Raw genomic sequence first — 16,589 nt, 5'->3', positions numbered from 1 at the left:
AAATAGTGGAAACCATCTTTATGACATTAAATAAAATATATATTTTAACAGCTTTAGTTACAACCCTTACTCTCACTGGCTGTGGTACTAACGAGATAAAGCAAACGCAAGTCGATGGTATCGTGGCGTTTATGGATAAATCTCCCTATCATTTAACTCTATTTGAAAATTTCTTCGGCGGTGACTTAATTAAGCTCCAAGGAAACTTTTATACGTTAGTTAATGCAGAGGGTTATATAAACGAAGGGAGTAAGGTCAAAATGACAATGGAAGGCGATAAAGTAATTCAAGTTTGTCAAATTTTGATGGATGAACTTCAAGAGTTTAGGAAGTGTTTCAGAGCGCAAAAGGTTTAGCGCTTTAATTTACTCATTATCTCCGGTAAGTAGCCAAAATATTCGATTGTTTTATCATTACTAAAATTGATAATTTATTGAGTACCTTATGTTACAAGGCTTCAAAAACAGAACGTACAATCTAGGTGATAAAGTAAGAGTATATCGCAACTTAAATAAAGGCGGGTGGTCTATACTTGCGATGTCAGGTGAAAATAAAGGCCGAGTAGTCGCTCATGTAGACCACGTTACATTAAAGTCAGTGGATTTTATAATAAGCAAAGCAGGACTTGCCCGAGCGCGGTCATCTAAAGTGAGGAACGTCCATTCTTACGCTCAGGGCGAGCTTGTTAGTGTGTCTCAGATACACAAAGAGTTTTTATTTGATGAAATCTCATATAACCCTTTCAGAGCAGAACACTTCTACCCAACATCAAGTATTGATACAGAAATATCAGCACTTGAAATGTATTAGTTCAGACAAGATCTGACACATCAACTTGAAAAAGTGAGAGTTACCCGTTTTGATAAAAGGTGTCGAATCTTTAAATCAAAACATATAAGAGGTAACTCTCATGCTACATACTAACAATCCAATTATTAAACACAAAGCGGGTTTACTTAATCTTGCAGAAGAACTTGGCAACGTATCAAGAGCCTGCAAAGTGATGGGCGTATCCTGTGATACATTTTATCGATATCAAGAACTCGTCGAAGACGGTGGACTTGATGCGTTAATTGATAAAAGTCGTAGAGAGCCAAACTTAAAAAATAGAGTTGATGAAGCAACTGAACAAGCCGTCATTAAATACGCTGTCGATTATCCAGCTCATGGCCAACACAGAACGAGTAATGAACTCAGAAAACAAGGCGTATTCGTTTCTGGCAGCGGTGTTCGTTCAATATGGCTACGTCATGACCTAGAGAACTTCAAAAAGCGTCTCAAGGCACTAGAAAATAAAGTTGCTAACGAAGGTATCATTCTCACCGACGCTCAAGTAGCTGCGCTTGAAAGGAAAAAACATGATGACGAAGCGTGTGGTGAAATTGAAACGGCTCACCCAGGTTATCTAGGCTCTCAAGATACATTTTACGTGGGTAATCTCAAAGGCGTTGGGCGTATCTACCAACAAACCTTCGTTGATACATACAGCAAAGTAGCGTTCGCTAAGCTCTACACCACGAAAACGCCAATTACTGCGGCTGACATACTCAACGACAAAGTACTGCCGTACTTCGAACAGTACGAGCTTCCCATGCTACGTATTCTAACCGATAGAGGCACTGAATATTGTGGCAAAGTCGAACATCATGATTACCAGTTATATCTGGCTATTAATGATATCGATCATACAAAAACCAAAGCTATGTCACCGCAAACAAATGGTATCTGCGAACGCTTCCACAAAACGATACTCAATGAATTCTATCAAGTTACATTCCGTAAAAAGCTATATAGCTCATTAGCGGAATTGCAAAAGGATCTGGACGAATGGATGATTTATTACAATAATGACTGAACTCATCAAGGAAAAATATGCTGTGGCAGAACGCCATTAGAAACTTTATTAGATGGAAAATTGATCTGGGCTGAGAAAAATTTAGCTCAAATTTAGACTGACAGTCACCGATTAAAAAACGGGTAACTGTCAGATCAAGTCTGAGCTAGTACACCTGGCCGGCCAAGTGACATAGAGTTACAGCAAAAGATTGAAGGTATGTTGTTGGATAAAAAATCCTATGACTATATTAAACATATTTTGGGCTGTTCCCGATCTACAATTTCCAAAGTTTCAAAAAGACTAAAACAAGATATTCTGGAACCAAATATGATGAATAAATGATGATAATTATACGAAAATTAGCAATCAAAAATGTGAATACTCTATGGCATTCGCCCCCAAAACGAGATATATTTCATTTTTTCAATAATCTCAAACCATTAGCTACTACTAATAAACTCGTGCCAACATCTGCAAAAACGGCCATCCACATGGTTGCTGAGCCTTGCAATGTTAATGCGAAAAAAATCACCTTAACAGCTAGGGCAAATGCTATGTTTTGCATGAGTATTTGATGGGTATTTTTTGATAACAAGATAAAGCTCGCAATTTTAGTTAAATCATCGTCCATTAGCGCCACATCGGCAGTTTCAATAGCGGTGTCTGTTCCCATAGCGCCCATGGCAAAGCCAATGTCAGCTTGTGCTAGTGCTGGTGCGTCATTAATGCCGTCACCGACCATAGCCACCTTACCTTGTAACATCAACTGTTTTATTTCATTTAACTTATCAGTAGGCAGTTGTTCGCCTTTGGCCTGATCAATACCCGCCTGCTCGGCAATAGCTTGTGCGGTAAATTGATTATCGCCTGTTAGCATGATGGTTTTTATATTCATGCTATGCAGTTGTTCAATGGCATTTTTACTGTTTTCTTTAATCGTATCGGCAACCGCAAATAACGCCAGTACTTGGTGGTTATCGGTTAACATAACCACTGTTTTACCTTGCTGCTCTAAGTTATTTATCTGTGTTTGTAATACTTCATTTTGAATAGTTAATAAATTTAATAGGCGCTGGTTGCCTAAATAATAGTTTTTACCCTTGATATTGCCTTGTACACCTGTTCCAAGTAGTGCTTCAAAGTTTTCTACCGCGTGTAATGTAATGCTGTCTTTTTCTGCTTGTTGATAAATAGCGCGTGATACGGGATGATCAGAGCGATCCGCTAAACTTGCGGCTAACTGTCGATAATGATCACTTTGCGTTGCATCTATAGCAATATAGTTCGTTTGTGTGGGCTTGCCGTGAGTAATGGTGCCGGTTTTATCTAATGCGAGCCAAGAAATATTTCGACCTTGTTCTAAATACACACCCCCTTTAATAAGAATACCTTTACGTGCTGCCGCAGCTAAGCCACTAACAACAGTTACTGGGGTTGAAATAACTAAGGCACAAGGACATGCAATTACTAATATTACTAAAGCTTTGTAAACCCAATCGAACCAGTTTCCCTGAAAAAATAATGGCATGATAAGCGCAACGCCTAAGGCAATAAAAAAGACGATTGGCGTATAAATTTGAGCAAATTTATCAACAAAACGTTGCGTTGGCGCTTTTGTGCCTTGTGCTTGTTCAACAGCGTGAATAATGCGCGATACAGTGGTATTGTTTGCCGTGGCAGTGACTTTAAATTCAAATGATCCTGACTGATTAATGGTGCCCGCAAATACTTTATCACCTACCGTTTTTTCAATGGGTAAGCTTTCCCCTGTAATTGGCGCTTGATCTAAAGTTGAACGTCCTGAAACTATTTCACCATCTAAAGCAACCCTTTCCCCAGGACTCACTCTGACAATACTGTTCAGAGGAACTGATTTTGCAGGTACTTTACCCCATTCGCCATTACCTTGCTGTACATTGACTGTTTCGGGTGTAAGTTGTAATAATCCGGCGATGGCATTGCGAGCGCGATCGAGTGATTTAGCTTCTAAAATCTCTGATACAGTAAACAACACCATCACCATAGCAGCTTCAGGCCATTGACCAATGAATAACGCACCCGTTACCGCAACACTCATCAAGGCATTAATATTTAAGTTGCCGCCACGAATAGCTAGCCAACCTTTTTTATAGGTGTCTAGGCCGCTTATTGCCACGGCTAAAATAGCAAAGGCTGCTGATAACCAGTTTGCGCCGCCAAACCAATCAACAGCTTCTGAACTTAGTGCAAGTAAGCCTGCAATAATTAATGGCCCCCAAGAGATTTTAGCTGTGGCTATATTTTCATTGTCATCTTGTTCAGTGATTATTTTGGCATCAAAACCAAGTTCATTTATCGCATTGATAATATTTGGCAAAGCATCTTTTGTATGTACAACGGTTAACGTACGTTGCATTAAATTAAATTGTAAATCGATTACTTGATTGTTTTGTTTAAATTTATTGCGAATAAGACCTTCTTCGGTCGGGCAATCCATTTCTTGAATACGAAGTTGTGTGGTTTGAATATTTTCATCAACGGCTACAGCAGGATCTATAGGTTGCTCTACTAATTTGTTATCGGTAAGTGACACACTTGAGCAAGAACCACAGCAGGAAGCCTCATCATTTGGTTGAGTTTGTTTTTTCATTACTTTATTCATGGTGAAGTCACCTTTTTATTCAGCATTTAACCTTATTGCACTATTAAACACCTTATAGTAACTTTAAGGTCAAGTGGAATAATAAAATAAGTGAATAATAATGAAAATAGGCGAATTGGCGAAAGTAACGAAGTGCACAACGGAAACTATCCGATATTACGAAAAGTCGGGACTTTTACCTATGCCTGAACGTAATGAAAGCAATTATCGTCTTTATAATCAAACGCATAAATACCGTCTTAACTTCATTCGTAATTGTCGAAGTTTAGCAATGAGCCATGAAGAAATTCGTCGTTTATTAACCTTAATGGATAAACCACCCGCTGATTGCAGTGATGTAAATTATTTATTAGACGAGCATATTAACCATGTTGATACGCGGTTGCAGGAATTAATCGAGCTTAAAGAGCAGTTAAATCATTTACAACAACAATGTCAAAATGAAGATGTAATTGAGCATTGTGGAATTTTGCAAGGGTTAAAAACAATGGAACATAGCGAAAAACAACAATCCCATTTAAAATAATTGTCAGTTAAGCATTCTATTTAACCTCAACTCTGGATAAGAGATTAGCTAACACATTGAATAGACTTAAATTTATAATTTTTATTGTTCTAGCTTGTTGTGTTTTCTTAATACAAGGCAAATTAGTGCGTCAATAGCGAGCTATTGCAATCTAATTTAACGCAGTAGTAAGAAAAATCAGCAGCTAGAAAGCAAGTTGTTATCCAGAGTTGAGGTTATTTAGTACGCTAATTATTGGAAGGTAAAAAGGATATTAATATTTCTATTAACATCCTTTAGCTTACGTTTTTTGTTATCTCGAGTTGAGATTATTTAGCCTGATTTTTAGTGATTATCGTTGCATTTCTTCAATCTTACCTTTCGAGAACCAAGCATAAAGCACTGGTAATACAAATAAGGTTAAGAAAGTCGCCGTAACCAAACCACCAACAATTACTGTGGCTAATGGACGTTGAATTTCAGAACCAACACCATTTGATAAAATCATTGGAATTAAGCCAAGAGCAGCAATGATAGCGGTCATTAATACCGGTCTTAGTCTTGAAATAGCCCCTTCGTATACCGCTTGGGCGATATTTTTAGCGCCATCTTCAATACGCAAATTAATGGCCTCTACCATCACCACACCATTAAGTACTGCGACACCAAACAAGGTAATAAAACCGATAGAACTAGGCACAGAAATATATTGTCCCGACAGATATAAAGCCACGATACCGCCGATCATTGCCAATGGTAAGTTCACTAAAATTAACATAGCTTGACCAACACTACCAAAAGCAAAATAAAGCAGCAGTGCGATCATCGCAATAGAAAGAGGAACCACTATAGACAAACGTTGTTGTGCGCGTTGTTGATTTTCAAATTGGCCACCAATATCTACTGAGTAGCCCGTAGGTAAATTGACTTTATCTTTTATCGCTTGGCGAATATCTTTTACCACTGAGCCCATGTCTCTATCTTGCACGTTGGCTTGAATAACCACGCGGCGTTGAACATCGTCACGGCGAACTTGTGGTGGGCCAGATTCAATAGCGATATCAGCCACATCACCTAAACGTACCCAAGCACCATTAGGCGCTTGCAAGCGTAAATCGGCAATGGCTTGACTGTCTTCACGAAAACGTTTGGCTAAGCGTACATAAATGTCGTAACGCTCGTTACCGTTAATGACTTGTCCTACCCCTTTGCCACCAATACCGTCACGCACTAACGTCATTACATCGCCTATCGATAAGCCATAGCGTGAAAGTTGTTGACGGTTAGGTTTTATCACTAGTTGTGATTCACCCGCTATTTGTTCCATGGCAACATCACGCGCTCCGTTAACGGTTTGAATTGCATTAACAATCGCTTGCCCTTGTTGAGCTAAAACATCAAGATCAGGTCCAAATAACTTGATCGCGAGTTGTGCTTTTACCCCCGATAATAATTCATCAACACGGGCTGCAATAGGCTGTGAGAAATTCAGTAATAAACCAGGGAATTGTTCTAATTTTTCAGCCATCAATCCTTGTAATTCTTGCCTCGTTTTAGCACTTACCCATTGTTCATGTGGTTTTAAGCCAATATAAATTTCAATGTTACTGACGGGCTCAGGATCACCACCAATTTCAGCGCGACCTATACGACTTGATGTATAAGTGACTTCGGGGAATTCCATTAATATTTTCTCAAGTTTCGGCGCTACGCTAAGCGCAGTGTCTAAGCTTGTTGAAGGAGCCATAGTGGCACGTAAGTTAATGGTGCCTTCTTCAAGTTCAGGCACAAACTCTGTGCCTAGCTGAGGAAGTAAAAATAAAGCACCAACTAATAATGCCCCCGCGCCTGTTAATACTAACGTTTTGGCATTCATCGCTTTGTTAAGTGCGATTCGATAGGCTTTTTCTAATAGCGTCACTAGCGGGCTAGTTCTTTCTTTTATGCCACGCTGAAAAAAGTAACTTGCTAATGCAGGTACTACAATCAAAGATACTGCAAGCGATGCAGCCATTGCGATCATAATACTAATCGCCATCGGCTGAAATAATTTACCTTCCACACCTTCTAAACTAAATAAAGGCGCAAATACCACCATGATTATGGTGACGGCAAAAAATACCGGTTTAGCCACTTCTTTTGCGGCTTCTTGTATACGTAAACCAACATTGCTGTCGTGCTCAGCATCAAAATTGTGCCCTTTTTCATGACGTTTATCTGGATGAGACAGGTGCTTGAAGATGTTTTCCATCATCACCACGGCGCCATCAACCATCATACCGATAGCAACCGCTAAGCCACCTAATGACATTAAATTAGCTGACAAGCCATTATAAGACATAATAGTAAGTGCCATGCCGACAGAAAGCGGAATTGAAATAAGCACTAAAATAACGGCGCGTACATTCAGTAAAAATAACACTAAAACAATAACGATAAAGACAAAAGCTTCTACTAACGCTTTTTCAACTGTATTAACCGCTTTTTCAACTAAATCAGCTTGGTCATAAATAGCCTCAAAACGAACTCCTTTAGGTAACGCTTGTTGAATTAACGGAATACGATCTTTAATGCCATCAATGGTCACTTTAGTATTAGCACCCATGCGTTTTAACACGATACCCGAGACAACTTCACCTAAAAACTCACTACCGTTTGCTTTACCTTGTTTATCAAAAGTGCGCTTGGTCATGGTAACTGCGCCTTGGCGAATTTCACTGCCAAACTCAATGGTGGCTACATCAGATACGTGTACAACTGTGCCATCAATCGTTTTAACAGGTATTTGAGCCAATTCTTGTAGGCCCTTTTTGCCAGAACTTAACCAACCCACACCACGAATAATAAGCTGTTCTTGACCTCTATCCATGTACCAGCCACCTGCATTGGTATTATTATGTTCCAGTGCAGTCGCAATATCTTCTTCTGTTAAATTATAAGCAAGTAAACGTGAAGGATTAATATTTACTTGGTATTGTTTTACTTCACCACCAAAGGCAAGTACGTCAGTAACACCGTCAACAGGCATTAACAGTAGCTTTACTACCCAATCATTTAAACTACGTAATGCCATAACATCAAAGCCTGAATTTTTATCAGCAAGCAGCAAATATTGATAAACTTGCCCTAAACCTGAAGTATTTGGCCCTATTTCTGGAGTGCCCACACCATTTGGGATCATTCCTTTGGCTGATTGCAAGCGTTCAAACACTAATTGCCGTGCAAAATAAATATCGGTGCCTTCTTTAAAAACGACCGTAATACCCGACAAACCTGTTTTAGAAATAGACCGTACTTCTTCCACATCGGGTAGGGCGTACATTACGGCTTCAATAGGAAAAGTAATAAGCTGCTCTACTTCTTCTGCTGCTAGCCCAGGTGCTTCTGTGTTTATAGCAACTTGTACATTAGTTACATCAGGAAATGCATCCAAATTTAACTTCGGAATAAAAAATACGGCACTTGCTATCAACGCAATCAAGGCGAGAATCACTAGTAAACGATTGGTTACTGACCAATCAATAAGTTTATTTAACATGAATTATCTCCTAATGGCCGTGGGCGTCAAAACCGCCTTTGGCGATTTCAGCGCTAACATAAAATGCGCCTGCGGTTACAACGTTAGTACCAGCTTCAATACCTTTAATTTCGTGCCACTTTTCAATGCTACTATCATTAGCCGATGTGAATGTTCGTCCTAATTCAATTTCTTGCCCTTTAAAGCTGCCATTTTGTTCAATAAAAATTTGCCAATCGCCATCACTACTTCGCATAAGTGCACTTTCTGGTACGGCGAGTACTTGCTCTGTCGTGGTAAAATTAAAATAAACATCAACAAATAGTCCTGAATGTAATTGATGTTTGCTATTTTCTACGGTTAAGCGAACTGTGCGAGTGCGCGTTTGTGGGTCTATGGTGTGTGCTTTTTGACTAACAAGCCCTAAGTAAGATTTGTTGCCTACTTTTATGACCGCTTTATTACCAACGGGCAGTGATATTTGCATACTAGGCGCTAATCGAGCTTCAACCCATAATGTACTTTCATCAGCGAGTTCAATTAAGGTATCGCCTGATAAAACGCGCTGGCCTTGACGAAAGTTATCTGATAATACTGCGCCAGACGTCATGGAATTTAGTACATATTCTCCTAATTTAACTTCACCTAATTTTGAATTTTCACTATCTAAACTTTTGATGGATTCAGGTGATAAACCAAAGGCGATCAAACGCCCAACATCTGCTCGGTAGTCAGTTTTTGCGGCAATATAACGTTTATCACCAACGGCTTTACGTCCTAATTTTTGCACACGTCGCCATTCAGCATTGGCTATTTGAACTCGGGCTTGAGCATCAGCAACTGATTCACTAAATAAAGTGACTAGGGCTTGACCTTTTTTTACATGATCACCCAGTGCTACATGACGTTTTACTACGACAGAATCAACGCGAGGTGAGACTAAATAACTGGTATAATCATTCGCCTTTACTTCCCCCGGGGCATACACGCTGTATGTCATTGTTTGTGGCTGTAATGCTTCAACTTGAATATTGGCAAGCGTTAATTGCGCTTTTGAAAGTGCTATTGTGCCTTCTGATTTTTCCTCTTGTGTTTTAGAAGGGTTTGCACCCAATTCGTTTGCTAAAGTTGGTAAGGCAAATAACTGGGTATTGATTAATAAAGCACTTAATAGCGCCAATTTAGTTTTTTTCATCTTTAGTTCCAAAATTTTTTAAGCAGCGACAAGAGTGAAAACTTCGCTGGAGATAGTTATTCGCTTGTGTTTATTTCAAGCTTTTTAACGCAACATCTATTTGACCAATAGCTAATAGCCAATCTATTTGACTAAGTTTGAACTGACTTTGTAGTTCAATTCCGGCAAGCAAGCCTTCGGCGCGTTGTTGTAAGGCAAGTAAATATTCGCTGGTATTTATATCACCACTTCGCCATTGTTTTTGCAGTAAATCAGCAATGCGTTTATCGCGACCTTGCATTAATTTTTGCCAGCGTTGATAGTGGTTTTTATAAGCGAGTACCGACTCGGTAGTTGCTTGTATGGCAAATTTTTGTTTACGCAATACTGACTGTAATTGTGATTCAACGGCATTGGCTTGTTGATTGGCGGCACGCGCTTCACTACTAAAATTATTACGAACGTTTAAAGGCATAGAAAAACTTAAACCTAATGTATTATCATTATCTGTTTTACCTGCGTTTACGCCAAAAGTGGGATCGGCTTTAGTCGCAAGTAATGCTTGAGAAGCATCACTTTTACTGATTTGCCATTGTAATTTAGCCACTTGCACTAACGGGTGTTGTTGTAGCCATCGCGTAGTGGTTAGCTCATCACTTTTATAGCGATCAATCGCAATGCCTTGGGTGGGTAAAATATGTATGCTACTTGTCCAATCAGGCATTAACTCAATAACTTTCGCTTTGGCGTTAGCTAATTGTACTTGTGCTTGGGCGCTAGTATTTAAGGTTTGCGATAAGCTTAAAGAAGTAAGTTCTGCATCAACTTGACTAACATCACCCGCTTGTTGACGCTTAGCAACTAAGTTGAGCAAGGTATCTAATTGTTGCTCTTTCTCGCGAGCAATTTTGGCTTGCATTTGTGCCTTTTGGTAGTTTACTAACGCTTGTAAAGCTTCAGCAGTTTTTTTCTGCATCAGATAAGAAAACGTTTGTTTCGCTTGCACTAATTGAAAATCAGCCTTTTTGCTACGCTGCTCTCGTTTATCCCATAAATCAATGGTTTGATTTATACCAATAGTAAAGTTATTAAATTGACCTTCACGAGAAACATCGGTAGCTAGCTCAGGATTATAAAGTGCCTTTTTCTGTCCTTCGGTTAATGAAAACACTGCATTCAAATTTTCTTTTGCAGCAATCACCTCTGGGTTTTTATTTATTTGTTGCGTTAGCCATGAAGGCGATGCACTGGTTGCCGTAGGTGCAGCATACACGGCAATAGGTAGACTCACGCATAATAATGCTAAAGCCTGTTTTACAGGATAAAATTTCATTGTTAAAACTCATTTATAAAATTATCAGAAACACAAATTCAATAGGGTTTTGTGTTGTTGTTGATTATTCGAAAATTAAAATGAATTAAACGATGGGAGGACGTAAATCAGGGGATAAATGTGTAGAAATGTATTTATGTTTGAAAAAGAAGCTTTGTTCTTTACCATACAGAGTATAAAAAACGAGTGAATTATTGGTTAAATCAATACAGCTAATGCCATGACAGTAGCAACAATGGTCACCCCTTTCTTGGTTTATTTGTTCGTTAGTTTGCGTATTACTGACATAGTTAACAGAAGTAGGGTTGTGTTCAGTTGTTATTTTATTATAAAAATAGTCTGTTTCGGTAAACTCTGTATTTGGCTGATGAAATTTTGCCGCATCGGCAATAGCATCCACTGATTGCAAAGCAATTAGCGCTATTAACAGATACATTAAAACTCGTTGAAGCATTTAGCATTCCCAAACAGTTTTTATAATTAGGATGAAGATGAGCAGAACAACTAAACAGACGGTTAAGTTGTGACTATCTTTCATTGAGCGCGTAAAATAACAAAGTTAAATTTTTTTGTAAAGGTAAATGTGATCTTCCTTTTTGACTCTTTAATTATTATTGCCTCTTTTTAATTATATTGTTGACCTTATACCTACTACAAGGTTTATAATTGAGAATAATTATCATTTGACCTTTTTAGGAATACATTTCGATGAGCCGTTTTTCATCTACCTTATTTGTTAGTCTTTTTGTTTTATGCATTTAGTCAAGCTTATCTAAAGCTAACCAGCTTGATGCAAAAAATACACATAACTCTAATCAACAATTAGCTACTCAACCATCAACGACTCTAAGTAACGAACAAGTGCAACTTAGGCAACTAAGTCAATTAGTTGAATATGTTGGCGTTGATTATGCGGCGGCGGTTAATCAGGGAAAAATAATCAATAACGATGAATACCAAGAAATGCAGGGATTTTCCGAATTAATTGTTAATAAAATATCTATGCTTAAGGTGGCAAATCAGCCTCTACTTTTAACGCAAGCGCAGCATTTAAAACAAGCGGTAAAAGAAAAAGCACCATTAACCGATATTAGACAATTCGCTTCAACATTACGAAGCACTTTAGTCAGCTTAATGCCAACAATTGTATTTCCTCAACGGTTATTATCAGAAGATGATACTCAAGCACTATTTCAAACTAATTGCGCCGACTGTCATGGTGCTACAGGTGAAGGAAATGGAATTTTAGCAAAACAACTTAACCCAAAACCAACAAACTTTACTGATAAAAATCGTGCTTTAAACCGTTCTTTATTAGGATTGTTTGACGCTATTTCAAATGGCTTAGATAACACTGCAATGCCAGCATTTACTCAACTGAAAGAACAGCAACGTTGGTCTTTAGCCTTTTATGTTGGTAGCTTAGCTTTTAAAAATAATCAAAAGACTAAAAGTGATATTAATGTTAACGCCTACCCTAATATGGCTGACTGGGTGCATTATAACCCAAGTCAAATAGCGAAAGAATCAACACATTTAACGCTTCAACAAATTGAATTGTTAAGAGCCCAACCTCTAAGCTTATTTAGTCAACAGCCAAAACCAATTACGATTGCCCAAAACCAATTGCATAACGCTATAAATGCCTACAAAAAAAATAATTACGCAGAAGCAAGTACCTTGGCCGTGAGTGCCTATTTAGACGGGTTTGAGTTAGTTGAAAAGAGCTTAGATGCACGTGATAGCCAATTAAGAAAAAGCATTGAAGTAAATTTAATCGGTTTACGCCAATTTATTGGACACTCAGGTAACGATGCACAACTTTTTGAACTTACGGAGAAAGTGTTTATTCAACTCAACCAAGCTGAGCAACTTTTAACGAAAGGATCGTTATCAAACACGGCATTGTTTAGTGCTAGCTTAGTTATTTTACTACGCGAAGGGGCTTGAAGCTTTATTGGTAGTTATCGCTTTAATGACCGTACTAGTGCGCACTAAACGTAAAAACGCATTAAAATATATTCATCTTGGTTGGATAACAGCATTGGTTGCGGGTATTGCAACATGGGCGCTAGCGCAGACGTTAATTAGCATTAGTGGTGCGAGTCGAGAAGTCATGGAAGGCGTTGCATCATTTATTGCCGCAATTATGTTGTTATATGTGGGTATCTGGATGCATAGCAAAACCAACGCCCAGCAATGGAATAATTATATTCAAAAACATGTTAATAGTCATATAGAAGCAGGTACACTTTGGGGGCTAACGTCATTATCGTTTATTGCCGTTTACAAAGAAATATTTGAAACGGTTCTGTTCTACCAATCATTATTAACACAAGCGTCTTCTGTTCAATATTCAGTTGTTGTAAGTGGCTTTATTGTCGGCTGTATTATATTGGCAATTGTTGCATGGGCTTTATTGAAATATTCAGTGAAGTTGCCTCTCGCTAAATTTTTCTCAGCAACGACTTATTTATTATTAGCCTTAGCCTTTATTTTAATGGGTAAAGCAATATCTGCTTTACAAGAAGCGGCGATGTTAACAATTTCTCCTTTACCCATTCAAATAGAGGTCAGCTGGATTGGGATTGGTTCAACATGGCAAGGGCTGTTAGCACAAATCGCCGTTATTGTTTTTTTTGTTGTTTATTTTTATAGCAGCAAATTAAAGCTAAAAAGTAATGTTCAAAATTAATCAATTATAACTCAAGCCATGGTTCAACTAGCTATGTTTAACTGAGCTTGAATTAGGATAATAGGCCGCTATGTTTTGCAAAATACCACATTCATTCACGGCTTTATCTTCTGAACAACTTTTACTGAGTGTTTTTAACTCTTTACGTAAATCTTTTAATTAATAAATACTACTGAATGGTTTGTTATATAAGAAAAATCACTTTTACTGTACTCAACAGCAAATAACAATTGCTCTTTTTCGTAATAATAAATAGTTTGAATGGAACAGCCTGACAGCTTTGCCAGTTCACCTATTTTCATTATGCGCGCCTTTGCGCCACAAGAAAATCTTGTACCAGTATTGATTTATTTGTGTGTGTTACTTTTTCTTGCGAATAGTCACAATTGCTCAAAACCCCTAAACCGCTACTTACAAAAAAATTAAGAGCAGGTAAACACTACGTCTAGTGGTTGGTTCCTCTAAGTGGACAACCCTTATTTACGTACAACATCGCTGTAGGCTATGTGTATCAAGGGCTTTAGGCGAACATTGGACTTTTCGCTGAAATGGGCACAAAACCCCAGATAGTTCAACAATAGTTTGTTTTAGCTTCCTGTTTTCTGATTCTAAATTTTTTATATTACCAGGCACATTCATTCCCAATACTTTTGTATAAGCACATGCAAAACAGTATAGATGTGCTCTTTAAATATTGAAATGTATATCACTAAAATATAAAGACATTCCACATCTAAGGTGCATCATTGACATGTCCAAAATTCAATCAACTAGCAATGAAAATGGAAAAGGATTTCGAAGGCTGGTTATAGAGTGGTATTTTTAAGTAAGTATCTTTGCTCTGGAAATTATAACTGATGAGGTAATCTTGATTTTACATATATGATAGCAGCTTTAATTCGCAACTCTCTCCATGAATTGACGTTTGTATTTTTACTAATAAAAAGCTCCCATTCAGCACTAGAATACAAGTCTGAATTAGTCGAGTATTTATCTTTCAAGCGACTTGAAAGCAATAGGCATTCAAAATCAGTGAAGCAAGAGTGTGTTTTAATAAAATCAGGAGTCATTAAAAGCTCTATTGGTAAATTGTGGTAACCAGCCCCTTCATTTATTTCTTTAGTTAAATCATCCAGTATTTTAAAATTATCAGTCAAGGTTAAGCCCTCCAAAAATATCATACAAATCAAGCTTATTTTTAAATGTAATTTAATTCTAATATAGTAACCTTAGTTGAAAATAGCACTGCGTTTCATATATAGATACGCAAGAGGGAAAATTTTAAATAGATTCTGCCCAGCCGTCGTTTTTACCACAGGCATAAAATTATGCTTATAGGCCAAAATTCAGTCAACTATAATATAGATTACGCCAAGCATTGAATTGTACTTTAGGATTAACTAATTTCAAATGATTAGTCACAAATAACTAATTTCATGACTTCAGTGCTTGCTTAAAATCATGCAATATTCTACTCTTATAACGCTTTAAGTTATTGATAAAAAACAAAAACTAGAGCTGGTGATTTACTGCAACTTTAGTATCAAGATCGAGTATAGGAAGGGAGATAATTTGGGGATTAAATACTCAAAGCGTTGGTAATAATGAAAACTTAATAATTGAGTTGTTCGAGTCCAAAGTGCTAGTTGTTGAAGATCAGCCTTTAAATGTTCTATTACTGAAAAGAATACTCTCAAACCACTTTAAAGTTGAATCTGTTGAAAGTGGTGAAGCAGCCATAAAGTGGTGCGAAAACCATACCCCTGATTTAATTTTACTGGATATAGTCATGGATGGGATGGGATGGGCGGAATAGAAACGTGTAAATACCTTAAAAGTCTTCCTGAAATTAGCAATGTTCCCATTATTTTTATAACGTCATCACACGAAAATGAAGATACCTGTTGGGATGTAGGTGGAGTTGATTTTATTCAAAAACCCTTTACAAAAAAAACAGTATTTAATCGAGTGAAAACTCATCTGACGATTAAGTTACAACGAGACAAGTTAACTAATTTAGTATTTTTAGATAGCTTAACAGGAGTATTCAATAGACGTTATTTTGATACGCATATTGAAAAAGTTGATCTGAACGCAAAAAGAATGAATGAAGATTACGCTCTCATTTTCATAGATATTGACTTTTTCAAACAGTTTAACGACATATATGGCCACCTAGAGGGTGATAAAGCACTAAAGATTGTCGCACAAACAATACAAAAAACATTAAAAAGACCTCGCGACGTCGTGATTCGCTTTGGAGGAGAAGAGTTTGTTATAGTTCTTCCATCTACCGATTTAAAGGGAAGTATTTTAGTAACCGAAGATGTAATAAAGAATATTAGTGCACTGAATATCCCTCACCGTGGTTCTAATTTTAAACACCTGACTGTCAGTGCAGGAATTGCAACGTTGAGAGGCTTAAAGGGGGAAACTGAAATACTAAAAGTCGCGGATGATAAATTATATATATCTAAACAGTTAGGTAGGAATAGACTAAGCTATTAAAATAAATCACTAAAACTTCATTTCTCTATTTGGTTTACGAGAATCAAATAAGCAACATGATACTATTACAATAGCTGAGCTAATAAAATGCATTTTCACAGAGATTAATTGAAAGTTAAGACTCTAAAGTAGGTTGTCTGCTTAATCGCATAAAGCATCAAATTCCACTTACTTAAGAGTCATTATCTAATACTAATTGATTGTATTTATAACATACCTTGAGGCACGTGTTTGTCAGCGAGTAAAAGCACTAGGGTTTAGTTTGAAACTTAGGTTCGCAGGATTTTAGATAATGAATTCTATTTGACTCAGTTGGTTCAATTTTGAGCTCATTCATATAAAAAAAGCATTCGAGTAGTTTTTGCTTATACTCATCACT

General features: G+C 37.5%; 13 protein-coding genes and 2 pseudogenes. 8 read left to right on the top strand and 7 right to left on the bottom strand.

Annotation, left to right across the window (positions count from 1 at the left end; translation table 11 throughout):
- Nucleotides 1-20: 20 nt before the first annotated feature.
- The 3 genes and pseudogenes from CXF89_RS12680 to CXF89_RS12670 all read left to right on the top strand — a co-directional run bounded on the left by CXF89_RS12680 (nucleotide 21) and on the right by CXF89_RS12670 (nucleotide 1,951).
- Nucleotides 21-356: a hypothetical protein gene (locus tag CXF89_RS12680; protein WP_121954805.1), complete on the top strand. Its 336-nt coding sequence runs from the start codon at nucleotides 21-23 to the stop codon at nucleotides 354-356.
- A gap of 88 nt (nucleotides 357-444) precedes the next feature.
- A complete protein-coding gene (locus tag CXF89_RS12675) occupies nucleotides 445-810 on the top strand; it encodes a hypothetical protein (protein ID WP_145990820.1) in 366 nt (121 codons plus the stop codon).
- 100 nt (nucleotides 811-910) lie between these two features.
- Nucleotides 911-1,951, top strand: a pseudogene (locus tag CXF89_RS12670) (IS481 family transposase).
- A gap of 301 nt (nucleotides 1,952-2,252) precedes the next feature.
- On the opposite strand, the gene CXF89_RS12665 reads toward CXF89_RS12670, so the two are convergent.
- Entirely contained in the window at nucleotides 2,253-4,478 is a 2,226-nt protein-coding gene (locus CXF89_RS12665) for a heavy metal translocating P-type ATPase (RefSeq protein WP_121954803.1), read from the bottom strand.
- Between the two features lie 100 nt (nucleotides 4,479-4,578).
- On the opposite strand from CXF89_RS12665, the gene cadR reads away from it, so the two are divergent.
- The gene (gene cadR / locus CXF89_RS12660) at nucleotides 4,579-5,004 is read left to right on the top strand and encodes a Cd(II)/Pb(II)-responsive transcriptional regulator (protein ID WP_121954802.1); all 426 of its coding nucleotides are present in this window, start codon (nucleotides 4,579-4,581) and stop codon (nucleotides 5,002-5,004) included.
- Between the two features lie 331 nt (nucleotides 5,005-5,335).
- Here cadR and CXF89_RS12655 read toward each other — a convergent pair whose 3' ends face one another.
- The 4 genes from CXF89_RS12655 to CXF89_RS12640 all read right to left on the bottom strand — a co-directional run bounded on the left by CXF89_RS12655 (nucleotide 5,336) and on the right by CXF89_RS12640 (nucleotide 11,461).
- Entirely contained in the window at nucleotides 5,336-8,521 is a 3,186-nt protein-coding gene (locus CXF89_RS12655; RefSeq protein ID WP_121954801.1) for an efflux RND transporter permease subunit, read from the bottom strand.
- A gap of 10 nt (nucleotides 8,522-8,531) precedes the next feature.
- Complete coding sequence (locus CXF89_RS12650; protein ID WP_121954800.1) at nucleotides 8,532-9,695, bottom strand: efflux RND transporter periplasmic adaptor subunit; 1,164 nt, start codon at nucleotides 9,693-9,695, stop codon at nucleotides 8,532-8,534.
- Nucleotides 9,696-9,765: 70 nt separating this feature from the next.
- Nucleotides 9,766-11,007 (bottom strand): TolC family protein, encoded by a 1,242-nt coding sequence (locus CXF89_RS12645; RefSeq protein WP_121954799.1) that lies wholly within the window; start codon nucleotides 11,005-11,007, stop codon nucleotides 9,766-9,768.
- Between the two features lie 85 nt (nucleotides 11,008-11,092).
- On the bottom strand, nucleotides 11,093-11,461 hold the full coding sequence (locus CXF89_RS12640; protein WP_121954798.1) for a hypothetical protein: 369 nt from the start codon (nucleotides 11,459-11,461) through the stop codon (nucleotides 11,093-11,095).
- A gap of 407 nt (nucleotides 11,462-11,868) precedes the next feature.
- Here CXF89_RS12640 and CXF89_RS21430 point away from each other — a divergent pair, with 407 nt between their 5' ends.
- Entirely contained in the window at nucleotides 11,869-12,957 is a 1,089-nt protein-coding gene (locus tag CXF89_RS21430) for a c-type cytochrome (RefSeq protein ID WP_257983215.1), read from the top strand.
- Nucleotides 12,958-12,982: 25 nt separating this feature from the next.
- Nucleotides 12,983-13,702, top strand: a complete 720-nt coding sequence (locus CXF89_RS21425; protein WP_257983214.1) for an FTR1 family iron permease — start codon at nucleotides 12,983-12,985, stop codon at nucleotides 13,700-13,702.
- 194 nt (nucleotides 13,703-13,896) lie between these two features.
- Here CXF89_RS21425 and CXF89_RS21290 read toward each other — a convergent pair.
- Nucleotides 13,897-14,004: pseudogene (locus CXF89_RS21290) on the bottom strand (MerR family DNA-binding transcriptional regulator); the annotation flags it as partial.
- A 546-nt stretch (nucleotides 14,005-14,550) separates the two neighbouring features.
- Entirely contained in the window at nucleotides 14,551-14,859 is a 309-nt protein-coding gene (locus CXF89_RS12625; RefSeq protein ID WP_145990819.1) for a hypothetical protein, read from the bottom strand.
- A gap of 482 nt (nucleotides 14,860-15,341) precedes the next feature.
- Between CXF89_RS12625 and CXF89_RS21420 the strand changes: the two genes are divergently transcribed.
- Entirely contained in the window at nucleotides 15,342-15,518 is a 177-nt protein-coding gene (locus CXF89_RS21420) for a response regulator (RefSeq protein WP_257983213.1), read from the top strand.
- Nucleotides 15,506-16,210 carry a GGDEF domain-containing response regulator gene (locus tag CXF89_RS12620; RefSeq protein WP_257983212.1) on the top strand — a complete coding sequence of 235 codons (705 nt, stop codon included), beginning with the start codon at nucleotides 15,506-15,508 and terminating at the stop codon, nucleotides 16,208-16,210. The genes CXF89_RS21420 and CXF89_RS12620 overlap by 13 nt, the downstream gene beginning before the upstream one ends.
- Nucleotides 16,211-16,589: the final 379 nt, after the last annotated feature.

Source organism: Pseudoalteromonas sp. MelDa3 (genome assembly GCF_002863625.1).
Lineage (GTDB): Bacteria > Pseudomonadota > Gammaproteobacteria > Enterobacterales > Alteromonadaceae > Pseudoalteromonas > Pseudoalteromonas arctica.
This window is presented reverse-complemented; position numbering and strand designations above follow the sequence as displayed.